We start from the raw sequence: 19,732 nt of genomic DNA, 5'->3' as shown, positions 1-19,732 counted from the left end.
TTGTTCGCTCCGCCATCTTTGTGAGTGCTGGGAAGGTGTTCTGTGGTTCCGGTGCGCGATCAGCCACCGGCGGCCACCGAGGGCAGCAGGGGGTGCGCGGTCAGCCGGACCTGGGCCATGGCCTTGTCCAGCACCGCTTCACAATCGCCGGGATCGACGCCGGCGCAGATCACGTACGCGTGGCGCGAGATGAACTCGGCCGGCGGCAGCCGCAGACGCGAACCCGGCTCGACGAGCACGTCCGCGGCGAGGATCCCGTTGTTCCGCAAGGATTCGGGCACGGACACCGACTCGACGACACAGTCCTGTTTCGGATAGCCGAACCGGACGCCGACCCACCGGGGCTCGGCCTCGTGCGGGATGTGGGGACGCATGCCGAGCGCGACGTCGACCGCGGCCGCGCCGGGGTCGATCCCGGTCGCGAACTTGGCGAGCAACGGGATCAGGTCACCGCCGAGCCTGCCGTTGATCTCCACGATCACCGGTCCGCGCGCGGTGAGCTTGAGCTCGGTGTGGGTGATGCCGTACCGGAAGTCGATCGCGCCGTGCGCGCGGGCCAGCGTCGAGCGCAGGGCCGGGTCGGCGAGCAGTTCGTCCGCGGAACTGACCAGATGGCCGAGCTCCTCGAAGTACGGATGCATGCCGACCGTCTTGTGCGCGACGAACATCGGCGTGTACTCGCCGTCCACGACGGCGCCGTCCACACTGATCTCCGGGCCGCTCAGGTACTCCTCGACCAGCGCCCCACCCTTGTAGGCGGGCGAGCCGCCGAAGCTGGCGTCCTCCGCGGTCCGGAACGCCTTCCGCACCGCCTCGGCGTCTTCCGCGAGACTGACGCCGATGCTGGCCCCGCCGCCGCGCGGTTTGACGACGACCGGATATCCGATCCGCTCCGCGACGCGGACCGCCTGGTCGTCGTCGTGCACGAACCCGAAGTCGGGCTGCGCGACGCCGGCCGCGGTGAGCGTCCGGCGGCTGAACCACTTGTCACGGCAGCCTTCGATCGCGGAGACCCCCGCACCTGGGACGCCGAGCTCGTCCGCGACATGCGCCGCGGCCACGATCAGCGCCTCGTCCCAGGACACCACGCCGAGCACCGGCGTGGTGGCGTGGAGCGCGCGGGCCGCGGCCAGCACGGCGTCCTGGTCCTGCGTGTCCAGCACCGTCGCGCCGGTGATGTAGCGCTCCTGCCAGGTCGGTTCGCTCCCGTTGAACAACCACAAGGGATGCCGGTGCCCGGCCGACGCCAACAGGTACTCCCGGTACGGCCGCATCCCGCAGCCGATCACCAGGACAACACCCTCCGCTGAGCTCATTCCCTCTCCCCACCAGCCCGTCACTTCGTCGCGGGCTACTACATCCCGGGGGCGGGTTGACCGGAACCCTTGATTCGGGAAGAACAATCAACGGGATGCGTGGCGCCGGGGCGGACGCCATGAGGAATACGACCGGCAGGAGGCCGTGATGCTCGAACCTCAGACCGCGAGCGGGAAGGTGCTCTGACACTTCACGATGTCGCTCGACGGCTTCGTCGCGGGCCCGGGCCACGGCATGGACTGGATGACCGGCACCACCTTCCGGCCGGACCTGGTCGGCGAATACGCCACGACCACCGGCGCCGTCCTCGGCGGCCGCGACGGCTGGGACGCCTACCCCGACCCGAGCGGCATCTACGGCGGTGCCTGGAAAGGGCCGCTGTTCGTCCTCACCCATCACCCCGAGGACGCCACACCGACCCCCGGTGTCACGTTCCTGAACTGCGGCGTGGACGAAGCCGTCCGGATCGGCCTGGAAGCGGCGAACGGGAAGAACCTCGAAGTGTTCTCGCCGGACATCGGCCGTCAGTTGCTCGCCTTGGGGTTGATCGACGAGATCGACCTGCACATCGCGCCGGTGCTGCTCGGCGACGGCGTCCGGCTGTACGACAACCCCGGCGGGGCGCCGATCCACCTGCGCGGCGTCGGCCGGGAAGATCCCCACGCGGCGATCGACGTGCGGTTCCGGCCGGCCTAGGCAGGACACCGCCTAGTTGCGGTTGCCGTACGACTGCTAGCACGAGTACCCGTCACGGTCGGCGTCCCGGCTCAGCGGGCGCCCCGCGGTCACCCAGGCGTTGTACGCGTACGTGCAGGAGAACCCTTCGGCGGACAGGCGCTGGCACGACGTGAGCGAAGGCGCCCGGGTGACCGTCACCGGCGGCTCGGCCACGACCACCGAGGTGGCGGGCGGCGGGACGACGGCGGTGGTCGTGGCGGGCGGCGGGACGATCTCCCGCACCACGGTGACCGGTGTCCCGGCCGTCGTCGTCCCGCAACCACCCAGTGCCGCGACGGCACCCGCAAATACCAGCGGTGCCGCGAATATCCTGTTCATCCTCTTGCCTCCCGGTGGAACCGCCGAATCCTCACGTGAGGAGAACGGCGGTTCCACCGGTGACATAACGGGTTCCGCGCGATCGGAGCCGCAAGTCCCCGGAAGCCGGGAGCTTCGGCACGGACCGGGCGAGGCCGGAAGGCCCTAGGATTGAATGACGTTCACCATCCACGAGATGCCGAACTTGTCGGTGCAGGCACCGAATACGTCGCCCCACATCTGCTTTTCGAAGGGAACCGAAACGGTACCTTCGGCGGAGAGTTTCTCCCAGTATCCGCGCAATTCCTCACCGTCGTCGCCGCTGAGGCTGACCGACACGTTGGTGCCCGGTTTGTGCTCCATTCCCGGCGGCGTGTCCGACGCCATGATCGTGTAGCCGCTCGGGGAATCGAGCTGGCTGTGCATGATCTGATCCTCGGCAGGCGTTCCCGCCATACCGGACTCACCGAACGTATTCAGCGTCAGTTCCCCGCCGAACACCGACTTGTAGAACTCCATGGCCTGCCGGGCGTCGCCGGCGAAGCTGATGTAGGGATTGAGACGAGAAGCCACTGGAACGCTCCTTCTGGTCGGGTCACGAGCATCCTGGCAGACGCCCCCTGACGCGACAACGGCTGGACTACGGCCGGGTGAATCCTTCGCGCAACGAAAAATTCAACCCCGTTCGCCGAATACGTGAGCGATTTCCCGAGTGCCGCTTTAATGTCGCCACATGCCCTCGTTCCGGATCCATCCCGCGACCGCCGACCGGTTCGGCGACGTCGCGACCATCCTCAATCCGAACGGGAACGATCGCGCCTGCTGGTGTCTCGCCTACCGCGCGAAACCCGCGGACTACAGCCGGTTGCGCGGCGACGAACGCGCCGGGCACGTCCGCGCCCTGTGCGCGGCGGATCCGGCGCCGGGCGTGCTCGCCTACGACGGCGCCACCCCGGTCGGCTGGTGCGGCGTCGGCCCGCGCGCGCGGCTGCACCGGATGACGCGTTCCCGCACGATGCCGCCGATCGACGACATCCCGGCGTGGACGGTCGTCTGTTTCGTCGTCCGGGCAGGCCATCGCCGGAAAGGTGTGGCGCACGCGCTGCTGGACGGCGCCGTCTCCTACGCGCGGTCGCACGATGCCCCCGTCATCGAGGGCTATCCCGTCGACCCCGGCGAAGGGCGGATCAACTCCTCCGCGGCCCACGTGGGGACCATCGGGCTGTTCGCGGCGGCGGGGTTCGAACTGGTCGCGGAGACGAAGGCGCGGTCGGACCGGAAGCCGCGCTGGCTCATGCGGCTGGACCTGCGCTCCGGCTCGTGAGCGGCGCGTCGCGAAGCCTCGGACACCCGCCGCCGCAGGGCCAGCAGCGTCGCGAAAGCCACTTTCGCGACGTTGAAGGTTGCGAAAGTGGCTTTCGCAACCTTCCCCAGGACGCCCCAAGCGCCGCGCCCCGACGGCCCCGACCACAAACCCGCGCTGGCCGATGCGGCTGGACCTGCGCTCCGGCTCGCGGGCGGCGACCGGCCCGGCCCAGGGCGTCGCGAAAGCCACCCCACGAGGCGCCCGACCACCGCGGACTGAAGGGGCCTTTCACCGCGTCAGATGCGGCGAAGGACGCTTTCAGCCCACCGCCCCTCGATAGCTATCGATTGACTTTCGATAGATAACGCGCGAAACTCGATGCATGATCACAGCTCAACGGGCGGTCGCGCCCCTCCGGGTCTTCCTCGTGCTGCTCTTCGGGATCCTCGTCCTCTTCCAGACCATGTCCCTGCCAAGCCAGTTCGCGCATTTGGCACAGGTTGATCCGGAAATGGCGTACCTGCGCTGGCCCGCGACGGCGATCTCCGTCTTCTGGGTGCTGTGCGTCCAGGTCGTGATCGTCGCCACCTGGCAACTGCTCTCCCTGGTCAAGAAGGACCGGATCTTCACCGAGGCGTCCATGCGCTGGGTGGACGCCATCGTGTGGGCGATCCTCGCGGGCTGGGTGGTGCTGGCGGGCGTGTTCCTCTACGTCGGCTTCAACGCCGACGATCCCGCCCTGCCACTGCTGTTGTTCCTGCCGTTGATCGGCGTCGCCGTGCTCGGCCTGCTCATGATCGTGCTGCGCACCCTGCTGCGGCAGGCCACCACCCTGCGCTCCGACCTCGAACAGGTGATCTGATGCCGATCGTCGTCCGCATCGACGTCGAACTGGCCAAGCGCAAGCTGAGCGTCGGGGAATTCGCCGAGCTCGTCGGCCTCACCCCGGCGAACGTCGCGGTGCTGAAGAACGGCCGCGCCAAAGCCGTCCGGTTCAGCACACTCGAAGCGATGTGCCGGGTGCTCGAATGCCAGCCCGGCGACCTGCTCGAATGGGTCCCAGACGAGCCTTAGGCCGCCGAGAACCTCAGGTGGAAGTTGTCCAGCGTCGCGGGCAACGGCCGCTCCGGCCCGAGGACGGCACCGGAGGCCAGTTCCAAACGGCGGTCCTTGATCAGGTGCGCCAGCATCGTGCTCGTGCAGAACAGCACCAGATCCCGGCCGGGGCAGATGGCGGGCCCGGCGCTGAACGGGACCAGCGCGGGATTCGCCGCCGCACTGCCGTCGAGCCAGATCCCTGGTTCGAACCGGTCGGCGTAGGGCAGCGATTCGGGATCGCGGTGGAAGAACGGGGTGAAGATCAGCACCGTGGTCCCCGCCGGTCCCCACGCCGTCTCGGCCGTGCTCTCGCGCAGCAGCGCGGGCGTGGTCGGCCACAGCCGGACCGATTCGAGGGCGCAGGCGCGCAAGTACGGGAACTGGCCGGGCAGGCTCAGGTCGGCGGCCGCGACCTCCTCGTCGGCGCGTTCCCTGGCGGCCGGGTGGGTGGCCAGCAGCGCGAGCGCGCGGAACGTGACGATCCCGGCGGCGTCGAACGCGAAGAGCCAGTGGGCGACCTGGTCGGCGACGACCTCCATCGTCCGCTCGCCCGCCGGGCCCGCCGACGCGATGGCTTCGGCGAGGCTTCCCGGCTCCGCCCGTTCCAGATGGCCGATGAGCCGGGTGCGGAACTGATCGTGGAGCCGGTCGCGCCGAGGGTGCGCGTATGCCCAGTTCGCGTCCTTCCGCAGCCGGGCGAGCATGTCGGTGAGGCCGTCGTCGCCGGCCGCGGACTCGCCGAGCGTGACCCGGCGGACGATCCGCCACCAGGCGACGTTGAAGGTGTCCCAGTCCAGCGTGCCGCCGTCCCAGAGCGACGCCGCTTCCTCGCCGATCGCCGCGGCGAAGGGGGCGGCGAGGTCGTGCAACGGCTTGCCCGGTTCGAGGACCTCTTCGTTGAACTCGCGGCGCGGCGCCCGCTCCACCGCGTCCGACACGAGTACGCCGTGGGGCTGGAAATGCCCCAGTGCCGCCCGCTTCTCCTTGGTCGACGGGCTGAACGGGACCGGCGCGGCGGCGAGCACGTCACCGACGTCGTCCCCCGACAGCGCCAGATCGATGGTCCGGCCGGGCACCCGCAGGCGCAGCGGCCCCGGGCCGTACTGGGACCGGAGCCGGCACAACAGCCGCACCGCGGGACGGTCCAGCTGGAGTTTCTGCGCCGCGGCCAGCCCCAGCGGCCGCCGTTTGATCACCCCGCCGGCGAGCGTGGGCAGCACGACCCGCAGCGCGACACGCACGGTGTCCTGGACGGAAGCGATGGCTGGTCCGGTCGTAGTCGCCATGGCGAAGGGCTACCCGGCACGGCGCGCACGTAATCGGTTTGTCCCACGGCCGGGCGGGGAATCCGCCGGCCATGGCGACCAAGGCACCCGGGGCGGATCCGCCCGAGACCGCCGACCTGGGCGAGCTGCGTTCGGCGGCGTCCGGCTGCCGCGGCTGCGACCTCTACCGTGACGCCACCCAGACCGTCTTCGGCGAAGGCCCGCGCGCGGCGGAGATCATGGTGATCGGCGAACAACCAGGCGACCAGGAGGATCGGCAGGGCGCCCCGTTCGTGGGACCCGCCGGGCGGCTGCTCGACCGGGCCCTCGACGAAGCGGGCTTCGATCGCGGGAAGATCTACGTCACCAACGCGGTCAAGCATTTCAAATTCAGCCGCGGCGAACGCGGCAAACGGCGTATCCACAAGACACCGTCGAAGACCGAGATCGTCGCCTGCCGTCCGTGGCTGCACGCCGAACTGGCGGCGGTCCATCCGGATCTGCTGATCTTCCTCGGTGCGACGGCGGCGAAGGCGCTGCTGGGCGACGACTTCCGCATCACGCGAAGCCGCGGGGAGCGGATCGACCTCGCCGAGTTCGCCGCCACCGCGGTCGCCACGGTGCACCCGTCCGCGGTACTGCGCGCGCCGGATCGCGACGAGGCCTACCAGGCCTTCGTCGCGGATCTCGTGGCGGCGCGCGGCGCCCGCTGAATCAGGCCACTTCGGAGCTGCGGCCGCTGTCGTGCAGGCCGAGCATGTCCAGCAGGGTCGCGCAGTCTTCGGGGCTCTTGGCCCGCGAAGCCACGGCGAGGGCCGCCTTACGCCGGATGGCCTCTTGCTCCGGTGTGTCCTGACCCTCCGGCAGCAGGTCCGGTACCGGATGAAGTCCGAGGTCGTTGTGCATCGGTTCCCCCTTTGGCTGAAGGATGACGTGTCGCTCTGATACCCGCCTTCGCGGGTTTGAACACAGGTGCCCCCGTTCGGGTGTGCGGAGACACAGCGTCCCTACTCCGTCTGTGTGAATCAGCTCCGCAGTGCCGGGAGCAGCGTGTCCTCGGCGAAGCGCAGGAAGCCTTCCTGCTGGTCGCCGCCGATCTGGATCAAGGCAAGATCGGTGAACCCGGCCGCCTCGAACTCGCCCGCCCGTTTCACGATCCCGTCCACGTCGGGACCGCACGGGATCGCCGCGGCGACGTCGTCCGGCGTGACGAACTGCGTCGCCCCGGCGAACCCCGACGGCCCCGGCAGTTCGGCGTTGACCTTCCAGCCACCGCCGAACCAGCGGAACTGCTCGTGCGCCCGCCGGATCGCGGCGTCGCGATCCTCGCCCCAGGACACCGGCAGCTGGGCGATCTTCCTGGCGGGCGGGCCGAGTTTGGTGGCGTCCCACTCCCGGCTCAGGGATTCGTCCGGTTCCACCGCGATCATCGCGTCGGCGATCGGCGCGAAACGGGTCACCGACTGCGACCCGGACACCGCGACCGCGAGGGGCACGCGCTGTTCCGGCAGATCCCAGAGTTTCGCCGAGTCCACCCGGAAGTGGTCACCCTTGTAGTTGAAGTAGCCGCCGTCGAAGAGCCCGCCGATGATCTGGACCGCTTCGGCCAGCATCTCGTGGCGGATGTTCGCCGGCGGCCAGCCGCGGCCGACGACGTGCTCGTTGAGGTTCTCCCCCGCGCCGAGCCCGAGGGTGAACCGGCCGTTCGACAGCGCCTGGACGGTCGCCGCCTTCTGCGCCACCACCGCCGGGTGATAGCGCATGGTCGGGCACGTCACGAAGGTCATCAGTTCGACCCGTTCGGTGCTCTGCGTGACCGCGCCCAGCACGCTCCACGCGTACGGCGAATGCCCCTGTTCGTCGAGCCACGGCGAATAGTGGTCACTCATCACCTCGAAGTCGAATCCCGCCTTCTCACCCCCGGCGGCGTATCCCACCAGGTCCTTCGGTCCGGCCTGTTCGGTCATGAGCGTGTAGCCGATGCGCATCGAAGCCTCCTTCGCGTCCGACCCCCGCGTACCCGCCCGTTCCCGGGGTCAACCGGACGTTTATCCGGCGAATCGAACGGGGTACCTGACCCGAAGAAGGAGAGGAGCCGCGATGCCGCAGCAGGCTTGGAGCGACAAACGAGAACGTCAGTACGAGCACATCAAGGATTCGGCGAAGGACCGGGGCGCGAGCACCGACCGGGCCGAGGAGATCGCCGCGCGGACGGTGAACAAGAACCGCGCGCAGGCGGGCGAGTCACGCGAGGCGAGCCGGACGTCCCTGGAGGACATGTCACCGCAGCGGCGTGGTGGCAAGCGCTCCGGGAACCGGCTGGGCCCGAACGGCCCGACGAAGGACCAGCTCTACAACGAAGCGAAGCAGCGCAACGTCAAGGGCAGGTCGAAGATGTCCAAAAAGGAGCTTCAACGAGCTCTGGGCCGTTGAGCACGCGTCACGCGGCGGATCCCCGCCGCGGTCTACCCACGGCCATGGACGGATGGACTTCGTAATGGATGCATACGGGCGGGGCGGCCTGACCCCGCAGACCCGGTCCCAGTCGGACGGCCTGTCCGACCGGGTCGAACTGCGTCTGCCCGCCGAGGCGGAGCAGATCCCTCTCGTCCGCACACTCGCCCACGGTCTCGTGGCCCGTGCGGACTTCGGCTTGGACGCCATTTCAGACGCGAAGATGGCCGTCGACGAAGCCTGTTCCCAACTTGTCCAGCCCGCAGAACTGGGAGCCGTTCTTTGTTGTGTCTTTCACGAGATACCGGAAGGAATAGCCGTCTCGATCTCCACGCGGACGAGCAGGCCCTACCTGCCGAGCGAGACGACCTTCGGCTGGCATGTCTTGACGACCTTGACCGGGTCGGTGACCGCGCGATGCGAACCGATCCCCGGCGAACTGGGGGGCACGACGACGATCGAGCTCGTCCTGACCCCGGGAACGAGCGACGGGTGAGTGGCGAGCGCAAGACCCTCACCCGGCAGGCTGACGACTACGCCCATTGCGAACCCCTCTTCGAGGAGTTGTCGTCGCTGCCGGAGGACTCCCCGCGCCGCCAAGATCTGCGCGCCCGCCTCGTCACCGAGCTCCTGCCGCTCGCCGAGCACATCGCCACCAGGTTCTCCGGCCGGGGAGAACCCCGCGAGGACCTGGTGCAGGTGGCGCGGATCGGCCTGATCAACGCGGTCGACCGGTTCGACCCCGGCCGTGGGCACGATTTCCTCTCGTTCGCCGTGCCCACGGTGATGGGCGAGGTCCGGCGTCACTTCCGGGACACCGGCTGGTCGGTGCGGGTTCCGAGGCGGCTCAAGGAACTCCACGTCTCGCTCAGCCAGGGCACCGCCGCGCTGTCCCAGCGGCTCGGCCGCGCGCCGACGCCGACCGAACTCGCCGAACACCTCGGGCTCGAGGTCAACGACGTACGCGAAGGGCTGCTGGCCGGCCAGGCGTACCAGACGCTGTCGGTCGACAAACCGGTCCACGACAACGCCACCGAGGCCCTCTCCCTCGCCGACACGATCGGCGAGGAGGACCACGAGATGGCCTTGGTCGAGACCCACGAGGCGCTGCAACCGCTGCTGCGGGAACTCCCGAAGCGCGAACGCGCGATCCTCGTCATGCGGTTCTTCGGCGGCTACACCCAGACGCAGATCGCGGAACGGATCGGCATCTCGCAGATGCACGTTTCGCGGCTCCTGTCGCAGACGCTGGAACAGCTGCGCGGGAAGCTCTCGGAGTAGCGCTCAAAGCCGAACTCGCGTGCTTACAGGCGTAACTCGCGTGATTGGAGGCGTAACTCGCGTGTTCCGCCTTCAATCACGTGAGTTACGCCTTGGCGCCCGGGCCGGAAAGTACGTGAAGGCCCCCTTCACTGCGTCCAGCGCAGTGAAGGGGGCCTTCACGGAAAAGGATCAGGCGGGTTTCAGCGGATCGTGCCCCACCGACATCAGCTTGTGCCGCCAGTGCGCCTCGCCCGCGACCGGTTCCAGATCGTCGCGTCGTTCCGCCTCGACCCGCCGCACGACCGAGCGCATCACCCGCTCGTCCTCGGCGGTGAGGTCGGTCCGGCGCTTGCCGAGGATGCCCAGCACATGGCGCCCGGTCGGTGTCCCCGCCTGATCCGGCAGTGCTTCGTCCTCGTCGTCGGCCGACCGCGTGCGCAGCCAGTCGGCCAGTTCCCGCGAGGTCATGTTGACCACGCGATGGAATTCGTCCCACAGTTCGTCATCGATCTCGTGCACGGCGAAACCTCCTGCCAGCACTCGACTTCTACGGCGTCGTGTACGGCGCCTGGTTTTCGATCGACGGGCTCGCCGCCGGGTAACGGCCGTCCTGCCCGGGCACCGGCGTCACGGTCGTGCCCTGCTGTTCGGGCTCGACGCGCTGCCTGGGCCGGTTGATGACCGCTTCGGCCTCCTGCTCACCACGGATCCGCGAAAGCACGCTGAGCGTGATCGCGTGGGCGATGGCCAGCACCAGCAGCAGGACACCGAGCCTGCCCACCACACCGGGAAGGTCGCTGCCCCCGATGTCGATGGTCGACAGCAGCGCCAGAACGCCCAAGGTCGCGAGGTGGAACAGCACCGTCACGAGCCACGTCATGGACGCGCCCGCGGCCGGATCTCCGTGCGAACCCCGCAGATAGCGTTTACCGCTCTGGTAGATGATCAGACCGTCGAGCATGACCAGCGCCACCCCGATGACGAGGAAGGCCACGTATGCGTTGGTAGTCATGCCGGAACGCTCCCTTCGTAATGGACCTCACCCACTGTGATACCCGGGACCTCCCCCTGGAAAACGCGGTCTTCCAGGGGAGGTCCCGGGCGGTGGTCAGCTGCCGGGGCGGTCCACGTCACCGCGCCACGCGCCGGACTCGCGGCCGCGGCTCTCGATGAAGTCCTTGAACCGCTTCATATCGCCCTTGATCCGGCGATCGAGCACGCCGAGTTTGTCGGCGACGTTCTCGGCGAAGCCTTCCGGGTCGATCTCCATCTGCGCCGTGACACGGGTCTTGTTGTCGTCCAGGCGATGGAAGGTGATGACGCCCGCGTGGTCGGGACCGGAGTCCGACGTCCACGCGACACGTTCGTCGGGATGTTGTTCGGTGATCGTCGCGTCGAATTCCCGGCTCACCCCACCGAATTTGGTCACCCAGTGGGTGTGGGTCGCGTCGATCTGACGGATCTCCTCGACACCTTCCATGAACTGCGGGAAGCTCTCGAACTGGGTCCACTGGTTGTACGCGGTCTTCACCGGGACTTCGACGTCCACCATTTCGGTGATCGTGCTCATGCATCCTCCTGTCGGTTGGGTGCTTTTCGAGCCGGCACTCCCCGGCTACCCGGCGCTCAGTGGAGCGAAACACGCTGTGATTGACCCGCCGGACGGCCGGGTACCCGGCGGGCAGAACGCTCCGAGGAGGTGCCCCATGATCGAAGAGACCCACCGGAAGCCGCCCGAGGAAAGGTCGGTCGGCGAACTGGTTTCCGATCTCGGTGACGAGGTCAAACACCTGGTCCGCGACGAGATCCGGCTCGCCGTGTTCGAGTTGCAGGGCAAGGGGAAGAAAATGGGACTCGGCGCCGGATTGTTCGGCGTGGCGGGCATTTTCGCGCTCTTCGGCCTGGCGACCCTGATCGCCGCGGTGGTGCTGGCGCTCGCCTTGGTCATGCCGGCGTGGCTGGCGGCCGTGGTGACGGGCGCGGCGCTGCTGCTGATCGGCGGTCTTTCCGCGGTCGTCGGCAAGAAGGAGGTCTCGAGCGCGACCCCGCCGGTGCCGGAAGAGGCGATCGAGGGTGTCCGTGACGATGTCGACACCGTCAAACAAGGAGTGCGCTCATGACCGATTTCCCCAAGAACGCCGAAGAAGCCCGCGCCGATCGCGACGTGACGCGTGAAGAACTCACCGAGACGCTCGACGCGCTGGGCAAGAAGATGGACGTCAAGACGAGGGTGAACGACAACCTCGACGCGAAGGTCGATCAGGCCAGCTCCGCGATCTCCGACAAGGTGTCCGAGCCGGCGGCCGAAAAGTTCCGCCAGGGCACCGAAATCGTGCGTGCCAATCCCCTGCCGATCTTCGCCGGGGTGCTCGCGCTGCTCGTCACCATCCGGCTGATCCTGCGAAAGAGGTCTTCGTCGTGAACAAGGTTCTCTACAAACCGCTGAACATGGTCGTCAGCGCCGCGGGCGGTGTGCTCGCCGGGATCGCGTTCAAGCAGATCTGGAAACGCGTGAGCGGCGACGAGGACGCGCCGAACGCCACCGACCGGGATTTCACCTGGACCCAGGTGATCGTCGCGGCCGCCGCGCAGGGCGCGATCTTCGGCGCGGTGAAGGCGGCCACGGAGCGCGCGGGCGCGGTCGGCTATCGCAAGGCGACCGGCGACTGGCCCACGGAGGACTGACGATGCGGGTGGTGATCATCGGAGGCGGCTTCGCCGGGTACAACGCGGCGAAGACCCTGCTCAAATCGGCCGGCGACGACACCGAGATCGTGGTGCTGAACCCGACCGACTACTTCCTCTATCTCCCCCTGCTGCCCGAAGTCGCCGCCGGGATCCTGGAACCGCGGCGGATCTCGGTCTCCATTCCCGGCACGCTGCGCGGCGTGCGCCTCGTGCTCGGCACCGCGACGTCGGTCGACTTCGACGGCCGCACCGTGACCTACACCGACCCCGAGGACCGCGAGCACCATCTCGGCTACGACCGTCTCGTGCTCGCCGCGGGCAGTGTCAACAAGCTGCTGCCGATTCCCGGCGTGCCGGAGTACGCCCACGGCTTCCGCGGTCTGCCCGAAGCCCTGTACCTGCGGGATCACGTCACCCGGCAGATAGAGCTCGCCGCCTCCGCCGAGGATCCGGCCGAACGCGACGCGCGCTGCACGTTCGTCGTGGTCGGCGCGGGGTACACCGGCACGGAGGTCGCCGCGCAGGGGCCGGCGTTCACCGCCGCGCTTGCCGCCCGGCACCCCGAGCTGAAGGAGCAGAAGATCCGGTGGCTGCTTTTGGATCTGGCCGACCGGGTCCTGCCGGAACTCGACCGGCGGCTCGGCGCCACCGCGGACGAGGTGTTGCGCGCACGCGGCGTCGAGGTGCTGATGAAGACGTCGATCGAGAACGCCGGGCAAGACGGCGTCACTCTGACCTCCGGCGAATCCGTGCCGACCCACACGCTGGTGTGGTGCGTCGGCGTCCGGCCGGATCCGCTCATCGAGGATCTCGGGCTGAAGACGGCCAAGGGCAGGCTGGTCGTGACGGCGCAGCTGAACGTTCCCGGGCGGCGCGACGTCTACGCCTGCGGGGACGCGGCGGCCGTGCCGGATCTGACCAGGCCCGGCGAGTACACGCCGATGACGGCCCAGCACGCCGAACGGCAGGGCAAGCTCGCCGGACGGAACGTGGCGGCGTCCCTCGGGCACGGTTCGCACGGCACCTACCGGCACCACGACCTCGGCTTCGTCGTCGACCTCGGCGCCCACCAGGCCGCCGCGAATCCCTTGCACATCCCGCTTTCCGGATTCGCCGCGAAAGCGGTCACCCGCGGCTATCACCTGCTCGCCATGCCGGGCAACCGGCTGCGGACCGCCACGGACTGGGCATTGGAAGCGGTGACGAAACGCCAGACCGTCCAATTGGGACTCGTCCGCTCGGGTTCCGTGCCACTGGACACGGATTCCCCCGAACTCCCCCGTATGAACCGCTAGAGGAGACGCCCATGACCGCCGAATCCGATCCCGTCCGCGCCGAAGGTCCCTCCGTGGTCACCGAAGGCGGCGACGAAGCGGCGAAGCTGCTGGTCCTCGACCCCGCGGGCGAGGGGAAGCACGGCGAACTCCCGGCGACATGGCGGCCGCTCGCGGCCCAGCGTCAGGTCATCTGGTGCAGGCTGCCCGTCGACGGCGCGCTCAGCCAGGCCGAAGACGTCCTCGGTGACGCGGAACCCGGTGGCCCGCCGATCGACGTGGTGGCGGCAGGCGGCTCGGCCGCGGACGCGCTGCGGCTGGCCGAACGGCATCCCGGCGCCGCGGCCCATGTCCTGCTGGTCGACCCGGTACCGGACGAATCCTCCGAACTCGCCGAACGGGTGCGCTCCGCCGGGACCGCGGTGGAGGTGCTCGCCCACAGCACCGGTGAGCCGTACAACCGGATCCCGCCGCCGCTACCGCTCGGGCATCCGGACGTCGTCGCGGGGATCACCAAGATCCTCCAGGACGTTTAGGCGCCGGACCCGGGCGGTATCCGGCGGCCATGAGCGAAACCGTTGCGGACCATGTTCTGACCAGGCTGCGCGAATGGGACGTGGAGCAGGTCTTCGCCTATCCCGGCGACGGCATCAACGGGCTGGTGACCGCGTTCGGCGCGGCCGAGAACAAGCCACGTTTCGTACAGACGCGCCATGAGGAGATGGCGGCGTTCGCGGCCGTCGGATACGCGAAGCTGAGCGGACGGCCCGGTGTCTGCATGGCGACGTCCGGCCCCGGGGCGATCCACCTGCTCAACGGCCTGTACGACGCCAAACTCGACCACGTGCCGGTGGTGGCGATCGTCGGCCAGACGGCGCGCAGCGCGATGGGCGGCAGCTATCAGCAGGAAGTGGACCTGCAGGCGCTGTTCAAGGACGTCGCGAGCGAGTACCTCGTCGAGGTCAACGTCCCCGAACAGCTGCCGAACGCCCTCGACCGCGCCCTCCGCACGTCCATCGCCCAGCGCGCGCCCACGGCGCTGATCATCCCGGCGGATCTGCAGGAGGAGACCTATCAGCCGCCGCAGCACGAGTTCAAGCACGTGCCGTCCTCCCCGCCCGATCACCCGCGGGCCAGTGTCATCCCGCCGTCGGAAGAGGTCGCCCGTGCGGCGGAGGTGCTCAACGCGGGCGAAAAGGTCGCGATCCTGGTCGGGCAGGGCGCGCGCAACGCCGTCACCGAACTGCGCGAGGTCGCCGGACTCACCGGTGCCGGAGTGGCGAAAGCGTTGCTGGGCAAGGACGTCCTGCCCGATGACCTGCCGTACGTCACCGGCTCCATCGGGCTGCTCGGCACGCGGCCGACGTACGAGATGATGCGGGACTGCGACACGCTCCTGATCGTCGGCTCGAATATGCCGTACGCGCAGTTCCTGCCGGAATTCGGTCAGGCCAGGGCCGTCCAGATCGACATCGATCCCCGGTTCCTCGGCCTGCGGTATCCGACCGAGGTGAACCTGCTCGGCGACGCGAAGGGCACCTTGCAGCAGCTGATCCCGTTGCTGGAGCGCAAAACGGACCGCGGCTGGCGGGAAAAGATCGAGAAGAACGTCGGCGAATGGCAGGAGACGCTGACCCGCCAGGCGATGCTGGACGCGGAACCGGTCAACCCGATGCGGATCGTGCACGAGTTGTCCGAGCGGATCCCCGAGGACGCCATCGTCACCGCCGACTCCGGTTCGGCCACCAACTGGTACGCCAGGAACCTCCGGATGCGCGGCCGCATGCGGGGCACGCTTTCCGGCACCCTCGCGACGATGGGTTCCGGTGTCCCCTACGCCGTCGGCGCGAAGTTCGCCCATCCCGACCGGCCGGTGATCGCGCTGGTCGGCGACGGCGCGATGCAGATGAACGGGATGGCGGAACTGCTGACCATCGCCCGGTACCGCGAACTGTGGACGGACCCGCGGTGCGTCGTCTGCGTGTTCCACAACGGCGATCTGAACCAGGTCACCTGGGAACTGCGCGCGATGGGCGGCGCGCCGAAGTTCGAGCCGTCGCAGACCCTGCCGGAAGTGTCCTATTCGGACTTCGCGCTGGAGATCGGCCTCGGCGGGATCGCCGTCGACGATCCCGCCCGGCTGGGTGAAGCGTGGGACGTCGCGTTGTCGACCGACGTGCCGACCGTGCTCGACGTCCGCTGCGATCCCGAGGTGCCGCCCATTCCGCCGCACGCCACCTTCGACCAGGTGAAGGCCATGACCGAAGCCGTCCTCAAGGGCGAACCCGACGCCTGGCACCTGCTGACGCAGGGCATCAAGACGAAGATGCAGGAACTGCTGCCTTCACGTCGCTGAGGGTCACGCGCTGGCGCCGCCGTCGAGGACGATGTCGTGCCCCACGACGAACGCGGACTCGTCCGACGCCAGCCACAGGACCGCCGCGGCGATCTCGTCGACCGCGCCGACCCGGCCGAGCGGGATGACCGCGCCGAGCCGGGCGGCCCGGTCGGCCTCGGTCTCGCCGGGCCGGAACGACATGCCGGTGTCGGTGGCGCCGGGGCTGACCGCGTTGATCCGGATGCCCTCGGCGATGTGGTCGCGGGCGGCGGTCCTGGTCAGGACGTCCACAGCGGCCTTCGAGGCGGCGTAGGCGGCCATCCCCGGCAGACGGGTGTGCGAGCCGATGTTGGACGACATGTTGACGATGGCGCCCCCACCGGTCTTCCTCATCTGGGCGATCTCGTGCTTCATGGAGAGCCAGGTGCCGGTGAGGTTGGTCCGGACGACGGCGTCGAAGCCGTCTTCGTCGAGATCCGCCGTCGGCGCGGGGCTGCCGAGGATGCCGGCGTTGTTGAACGCGATGTCGAGTTTGCCGTGCCTCCGCACGGTCTCGGCGACGAGACTCTCGACTTCCGCGCCGACACTCACGTCCGCGGTCACCGCGTCGGCAATTCCGCCGTCGGCCTCGATCTCCTTCACAGTCTGACGCAGCTTCTCACCGTCCCGCCCCGAAACGATGACCTGAGCACCTTCGCGTGCGAAGGCCGCCGCCGTGGCGCGCCCGATCCCGGACCCTCCGCCGGTGACCAGGACGACCTTGCCGCTGAATCGCTTCCCCACAGTTTCACTCAACTTTCTGGTCCGATCGTTCCATTATCAGTGTTTGCGAGCGGCTTCGAGAACCGCGATGGCCTGCCTCGCCGTCGCCTTGGCCCGCGCCGCGGGGTCCGGCCCCTTGCTCAGCACCCGCATACCCTGCAGGACGGTGAGCAGGAATCCGGCCAGCTCCTCGGGATCGGCGGAAGCGTCGAGTTCGCCCTGCGCCTTCGCGCGGCTCAACGCCATCCGCACCGCGAGCTCGAGCGCGTCCCAGCTGCGCTCGATCACCCGCACCACCTCGGGATCCTTCGGCATCATCTCCATGGCGGCGTTGACAACGAAACAGCCTTTGCGTCCCGATTCACCCAGGATTTCGGCGAGATACCGGTCGATGAGCCGTCGCACTCCGTCGAGCACCGGCCCCGGTCCGGCGAAGTCCTCGACGAACCGTTCATTGCCACGGGCGATGTAGCGATTCAAGGCCGTCAGGTACAGCTCGTGCTTGGTGCCGAAGGTCGCGTACAGGCTCGCCTTACCGATGCCGAGCTCCGCGACCAGGTCACTGACGGAGGTGGCTTCGTACCCCTGCCGCCAGAACAGTTCCAGCGCGGCCTCGCAGGCCGCGTCGACGTCGAATTCCTTCACCCTGGACACGGCGGAAGCTTAGCCATATCTGGACCGATCGGTCAAATAAGCGGCGGTTCGCTACTGGGCTCGTGAGTGGTGAGGACGGTTCTAACCGTCCTCACCACTCACGAGACTTGACCCACCACGCCACCGCCGCCCTCGCCCGGCCCTCGCGGATCTGCAAGGAAGCCGCTCAACTACCCGCGTCGTAAGCCGACCGTGCCTCTTCCACCTTCGGCAGGTTCTCCGTCGACCAGTCCGCGAGGGTCGCGAAGAGCGGCGCCAGGCTCCGGCCGAGGTCGCTGATCTCGTACTCGACCCGGGGCGGCACCTCGGCGTGATAGGTCCGGGTGATCAGGCCGTCGCGTTCCAGTTGCCGCAGCCGCTGCGTCAGCACCTTCGGCGTGATCGAGCCGATGCGCCGCTCGAGTTCGACGAACCGCTGCCTGCCGAACTCGTTGAGCGCCCACAGGATCGGCGTGGTCCAGCGGCTGAAGACGAGGTCGACCACCGGGGCGATCGGGCAGGCCTGTTCGGGGGTCGTCGTGACGTCGGCGCGCATGAAGCCAAGGTACGCGGGTTGCCGAGTTGTCATGATCCGGACACCCCATGGCCCCATCCGTGCGCGTAACGTTCTGTTATGGACTTGACCACCGAAAGGCTCGTCGTCCGTGATTGGTCCGAGGACGACGCCGAAGCCGCGCTGGCGATCTACGGCACCACCGACGTGACCCGTTGGCTCACCCCGGCCATGGACCGGGTGACCGACGCGGCGGCCATGCGTTCGGTTCTGCAGGCCTGGCAGCAGGCGCAGCCGAATCTCGTGCCGCCGCGCGGAAGATGGGCGGTGCAGCGCAAGGAAGACGGCATGGTCGTCGGCGGGCTCGGCATCCATCTGCTGCCACCGTACGAAGAGGACCTGGAGATCAGCTGGCAGCTGCACCCGGACGCCTGGGGCGAGGGTTACGCCTCCGAGGCCGCCCGCGCGCTGATCGGCTGGGCGTTCACCCAGGACACGGACGAACTGTTCGCCGTCGCCCGGCCGAACAACACGCGCGCCATCGCGACCGCGAAACGGCTCGGCATGGTCTGGGTCGGGGAAACCGACAAGTACTACGGGCTTCGCCTGCAGGTGTACCGGATCCGACACACGGACACGGTTTAGGCACTGTCCACACGGGACACCTCGCCCGAGACCGCGTGTCCCGCGCCGCGCCCGTCCGCGGTGGCGACGATCCGGCCCCGGTCGACGCGGATCGCGGCCTCGGTCTCGTCGCTGACCGCGAGCACCCCCGCCGCGGCCGCCAGTGTCCCGGTCGCGTCGCACACCACGCGCACCCGGGGCCACGACGATTCCGGGAACGCCTGCCGCAGCCCGCCGCACACTTCCGCGACGATCAGCCGGGTCAGTGGCACCAGCTCGTCGGGATCGCTCGTCACGGCGACGACGGCGACGTCGCCACCCGAGGCCCGGACGGCCTCTTCCGCCGCGGCCAGCCGGTGAGTGCCCAGTACGACGACCACGCCGTCGCCGGGCACGAAGGGTTCGGCGCGCACGAGGTCTACGGCCCCGGGCGGTGACCACGGCCGGTCGGCAGCCTGCGCCGTCGGCGCGATCACCGGCGGCGCCCACCAGTCGTTGAAGGCCAGCCCCGCCAGCCGTTCGCACGCGCTCACGACGTCGAAGGGCTCGACGAGCCCCGGCGCGGTGGCCGCCAGCTGGCCGGCACCGTGCAGGGTGGTCAGCACGGTCTCCGCGAGCCGGACCCGACGCGGGATCGGCGATCCCGACGGCCGTTCCGGCGGGTCCAGCCGCTCCAGCGCGAGCCCGAGCAGCAGCCCGTTGAGCTTCGCCAGCTGGGCGAACGGGCGCCGGACGTGCTCGTCCGCGAGCACCTCGGGCATCAGGTCGCGGGCGAGCCCCGCCTGGTCCTCGTCCAGGGGAAACGCCGCCACCCGCGCCCTGGCCAGCGCGCCCAGCGCGCCCTGGAGCGTCTCACCGGGCGCGGCGTGCGGCGCTCCGGCGGACCGTTCGGCCAGCTCGGCGAGGACGGCGAAGTACAGCGCGCGTTTCCCCGGGAAGTTCGAGTAGACGGCCCCGCGGGTGAGCTCCGCCCGTTCGGCGATGACGTCGATCTTGGCGTCCCGGAAGCCCTGCTCCGCGAACTCGTCACGCGCGGCGGCCAGCACCTTCGCGCGATTGCGCTCCTGCGTCTCCGCCCTGCTCAGCCGGACCATCGGCCTCCCGTCAGCCAACACGATTGCTCTCGGACCCGGATCAAGATACCTTGACCATTCAGATGAT

At 69.0% G+C, this 19,732-nt stretch carries 28 protein-coding genes; 15 read left to right on the top strand and 13 right to left on the bottom strand.

What is annotated here, in order from left to right:
- Positions 1–59 precede the first annotated feature (59 nt).
- Entirely contained in the window at positions 60–1,316 is a 1,257-nt protein-coding gene (locus tag ACFWIW_RS30665; protein WP_378371677.1) for an ATP-grasp domain-containing protein, read from the bottom strand.
- Positions 1,317–1,512: 196 nt separating this feature from the next.
- On the opposite strand from ACFWIW_RS30665, the gene ACFWIW_RS30660 reads away from it, so the two are divergent.
- Positions 1,513–2,013: a dihydrofolate reductase family protein gene (locus tag ACFWIW_RS30660; RefSeq protein ID WP_378371676.1), complete on the top strand. Its 501-nt coding sequence runs from the start codon at positions 1,513–1,515 to the stop codon at positions 2,011–2,013.
- Positions 2,014–2,049: 36 nt separating this feature from the next.
- On the opposite strand, the gene ACFWIW_RS30655 is transcribed toward ACFWIW_RS30660, so the two are convergent.
- Positions 2,050–2,373: a hypothetical protein gene (locus ACFWIW_RS30655; protein ID WP_378371675.1), complete on the bottom strand. Its 324-nt coding sequence runs from the start codon at positions 2,371–2,373 to the stop codon at positions 2,050–2,052.
- Between the two features lie 144 nt (positions 2,374–2,517).
- Entirely contained in the window at positions 2,518–2,925 is a 408-nt protein-coding gene (locus tag ACFWIW_RS30650) for a VOC family protein (RefSeq protein ID WP_378371674.1), read from the bottom strand.
- Positions 2,926–3,085: 160 nt separating this feature from the next.
- On the opposite strand from ACFWIW_RS30650, the gene ACFWIW_RS30645 reads away from it, so the two are divergent.
- The 3 genes from ACFWIW_RS30645 (at position 3,086) to ACFWIW_RS30635 (ending at position 4,732) form a co-directional block, all read left to right on the top strand.
- A complete protein-coding gene (locus ACFWIW_RS30645; RefSeq protein WP_378371673.1) occupies positions 3,086–3,676 on the top strand; it encodes a GNAT family N-acetyltransferase in 591 nt (196 codons plus the stop codon).
- A 364-nt stretch (positions 3,677–4,040) separates the two neighbouring features.
- Positions 4,041–4,520, top strand: a complete 480-nt coding sequence (locus ACFWIW_RS30640; protein ID WP_378371672.1) for a DUF2975 domain-containing protein — start codon at positions 4,041–4,043, stop codon at positions 4,518–4,520.
- The gene (locus ACFWIW_RS30635) at positions 4,520–4,732 is read left to right on the top strand and encodes a helix-turn-helix transcriptional regulator (RefSeq protein WP_016333493.1); all 213 of its coding nucleotides are present in this window, start codon (positions 4,520–4,522) and stop codon (positions 4,730–4,732) included. Before ACFWIW_RS30640 ends, ACFWIW_RS30635 begins: the two co-directional genes overlap by 1 nt.
- Here ACFWIW_RS30635 and ACFWIW_RS30630 read toward each other — a convergent pair.
- Positions 4,729–6,042 carry a cytochrome P450 gene (locus tag ACFWIW_RS30630; RefSeq protein WP_378371671.1) on the bottom strand — a complete coding sequence of 438 codons (1,314 nt, stop codon included), beginning with the start codon at positions 6,040–6,042 and terminating at the stop codon, positions 4,729–4,731. The genes ACFWIW_RS30635 and ACFWIW_RS30630 overlap by 4 nt on opposite strands.
- A gap of 71 nt (positions 6,043–6,113) precedes the next feature.
- Here ACFWIW_RS30630 and ACFWIW_RS30625 point away from each other — a divergent pair, with 71 nt between their 5' ends.
- Positions 6,114–6,734 (top strand): UdgX family uracil-DNA binding protein, encoded by a 621-nt coding sequence (locus ACFWIW_RS30625; protein ID WP_378371670.1) that lies wholly within the window; start codon positions 6,114–6,116, stop codon positions 6,732–6,734.
- Position 6,735: 1 nt separating this feature from the next.
- Here the strand turns inward: ACFWIW_RS30625 and ACFWIW_RS30620 are convergent, their stop codons facing one another.
- Entirely contained in the window at positions 6,736–6,927 is a 192-nt protein-coding gene (locus ACFWIW_RS30620; protein WP_378371669.1) for a hypothetical protein, read from the bottom strand.
- A 119-nt stretch (positions 6,928–7,046) separates the two neighbouring features.
- Positions 7,047–8,009, bottom strand: coding sequence for a TIGR03557 family F420-dependent LLM class oxidoreductase (locus ACFWIW_RS30615; protein WP_378371668.1), 963 nt, complete (start codon positions 8,007–8,009; stop codon positions 7,047–7,049).
- Positions 8,010–8,121: 112 nt separating this feature from the next.
- Here ACFWIW_RS30615 and ACFWIW_RS30610 point away from each other — a divergent pair, with 112 nt between their 5' ends.
- From ACFWIW_RS30610 to ACFWIW_RS30600, 3 genes are all read left to right on the top strand, one after another.
- Positions 8,122–8,454, top strand: a complete 333-nt coding sequence (locus tag ACFWIW_RS30610) for a plasmid stabilization protein (RefSeq protein WP_360095590.1) — start codon at positions 8,122–8,124, stop codon at positions 8,452–8,454.
- A 64-nt stretch (positions 8,455–8,518) separates the two neighbouring features.
- Positions 8,519–8,971: an anti-sigma factor gene (locus ACFWIW_RS30605; RefSeq protein WP_378371667.1), complete on the top strand. Its 453-nt coding sequence runs from the start codon at positions 8,519–8,521 to the stop codon at positions 8,969–8,971.
- On the top strand, positions 8,968–9,756 hold the full coding sequence (locus ACFWIW_RS30600) for a SigB/SigF/SigG family RNA polymerase sigma factor (RefSeq protein ID WP_378371666.1): 789 nt from the start codon (positions 8,968–8,970) through the stop codon (positions 9,754–9,756). Before ACFWIW_RS30605 ends, ACFWIW_RS30600 begins: the two co-directional genes overlap by 4 nt.
- Before the next feature lie 171 nt (positions 9,757–9,927).
- On the opposite strand, the gene ACFWIW_RS30595 is transcribed toward ACFWIW_RS30600, so the two are convergent.
- The 3 genes from ACFWIW_RS30595 to ACFWIW_RS30585 form a co-directional block, all read right to left on the bottom strand.
- Positions 9,928–10,257 carry a DUF3140 domain-containing protein gene (locus tag ACFWIW_RS30595; RefSeq protein WP_378371665.1) on the bottom strand — a complete coding sequence of 110 codons (330 nt, stop codon included), beginning with the start codon at positions 10,255–10,257 and terminating at the stop codon, positions 9,928–9,930.
- 28 nt (positions 10,258–10,285) lie between these two features.
- Positions 10,286–10,750, bottom strand: coding sequence for a hypothetical protein (locus tag ACFWIW_RS30590; protein ID WP_378371664.1), 465 nt, complete (start codon positions 10,748–10,750; stop codon positions 10,286–10,288).
- A gap of 96 nt (positions 10,751–10,846) precedes the next feature.
- Positions 10,847–11,308, bottom strand: a complete 462-nt coding sequence (locus tag ACFWIW_RS30585) for an SRPBCC family protein (protein WP_038515258.1) — start codon at positions 11,306–11,308, stop codon at positions 10,847–10,849.
- 136 nt (positions 11,309–11,444) lie between these two features.
- On the opposite strand from ACFWIW_RS30585, the gene ACFWIW_RS30580 reads away from it, so the two are divergent.
- From ACFWIW_RS30580 to ACFWIW_RS30555, 6 genes are read left to right on the top strand one after another with little or no spacing between them, the layout of a single operon-like run.
- The gene (locus ACFWIW_RS30580; RefSeq protein ID WP_378371663.1) at positions 11,445–11,858 is read left to right on the top strand and encodes a phage holin family protein; all 414 of its coding nucleotides are present in this window, start codon (positions 11,445–11,447) and stop codon (positions 11,856–11,858) included.
- On the top strand, positions 11,855–12,160 hold the full coding sequence (locus ACFWIW_RS30575; RefSeq protein ID WP_378371662.1) for a DUF3618 domain-containing protein: 306 nt from the start codon (positions 11,855–11,857) through the stop codon (positions 12,158–12,160). The genes ACFWIW_RS30580 and ACFWIW_RS30575 overlap by 4 nt, the downstream gene beginning before the upstream one ends.
- Positions 12,157–12,423 carry a DUF4235 domain-containing protein gene (locus tag ACFWIW_RS30570; RefSeq protein WP_378371661.1) on the top strand — a complete coding sequence of 89 codons (267 nt, stop codon included), beginning with the start codon at positions 12,157–12,159 and terminating at the stop codon, positions 12,421–12,423. Before ACFWIW_RS30575 ends, ACFWIW_RS30570 begins: the two co-directional genes overlap by 4 nt.
- A 2-nt stretch (positions 12,424–12,425) precedes the next feature.
- Entirely contained in the window at positions 12,426–13,721 is a 1,296-nt protein-coding gene (locus ACFWIW_RS30565) for an NAD(P)/FAD-dependent oxidoreductase (protein WP_378371660.1), read from the top strand.
- Positions 13,722–13,732: 11 nt separating this feature from the next.
- On the top strand, positions 13,733–14,236 hold the full coding sequence (locus ACFWIW_RS30560) for a hypothetical protein (protein ID WP_378371659.1): 504 nt from the start codon (positions 13,733–13,735) through the stop codon (positions 14,234–14,236).
- A 29-nt stretch (positions 14,237–14,265) separates the two neighbouring features.
- Entirely contained in the window at positions 14,266–16,056 is a 1,791-nt protein-coding gene (locus tag ACFWIW_RS30555; protein ID WP_378371658.1) for a thiamine pyrophosphate-requiring protein, read from the top strand.
- Between the two features lie 3 nt (positions 16,057–16,059).
- On the opposite strand, the gene ACFWIW_RS30550 is transcribed toward ACFWIW_RS30555, so the two are convergent.
- The 3 genes from ACFWIW_RS30550 to ACFWIW_RS30540 form a co-directional block, all read right to left on the bottom strand.
- Positions 16,060–16,821 (bottom strand): glucose 1-dehydrogenase, encoded by a 762-nt coding sequence (locus ACFWIW_RS30550; protein ID WP_378371657.1) that lies wholly within the window; start codon positions 16,819–16,821, stop codon positions 16,060–16,062.
- 36 nt (positions 16,822–16,857) lie between these two features.
- Positions 16,858–17,454 carry a TetR/AcrR family transcriptional regulator gene (locus tag ACFWIW_RS30545; protein ID WP_378371656.1) on the bottom strand — a complete coding sequence of 199 codons (597 nt, stop codon included), beginning with the start codon at positions 17,452–17,454 and terminating at the stop codon, positions 16,858–16,860.
- 166 nt (positions 17,455–17,620) lie between these two features.
- Positions 17,621–17,989, bottom strand: coding sequence for a winged helix-turn-helix transcriptional regulator (locus tag ACFWIW_RS30540; protein WP_378371655.1), 369 nt, complete (start codon positions 17,987–17,989; stop codon positions 17,621–17,623).
- Between the two features lie 78 nt (positions 17,990–18,067).
- Between ACFWIW_RS30540 and ACFWIW_RS30535 the strand changes: the two genes are divergently transcribed.
- Positions 18,068–18,592 (top strand): GNAT family N-acetyltransferase, encoded by a 525-nt coding sequence (locus ACFWIW_RS30535; RefSeq protein WP_072027711.1) that lies wholly within the window; start codon positions 18,068–18,070, stop codon positions 18,590–18,592.
- Here the strand turns inward: ACFWIW_RS30535 and ACFWIW_RS30530 are convergent.
- A complete protein-coding gene (locus tag ACFWIW_RS30530; RefSeq protein ID WP_378371691.1) occupies positions 18,589–19,665 on the bottom strand; it encodes a TetR/AcrR family transcriptional regulator in 1,077 nt (358 codons plus the stop codon). The two genes, ACFWIW_RS30535 and ACFWIW_RS30530, sit on opposite strands and share 4 nt — an antisense overlap.
- Positions 19,666–19,732 lie beyond the last annotated feature (67 nt).

Source organism: Amycolatopsis sp. NPDC058340, from assembly GCF_042723975.1.
Taxonomy (GTDB): domain Bacteria; phylum Actinomycetota; class Actinomycetes; order Mycobacteriales; family Pseudonocardiaceae; genus Amycolatopsis.
The sequence above is the reverse complement of the archived record's forward strand: the minus strand, read 5'-3'. Positions and strand labels throughout refer to the sequence as shown.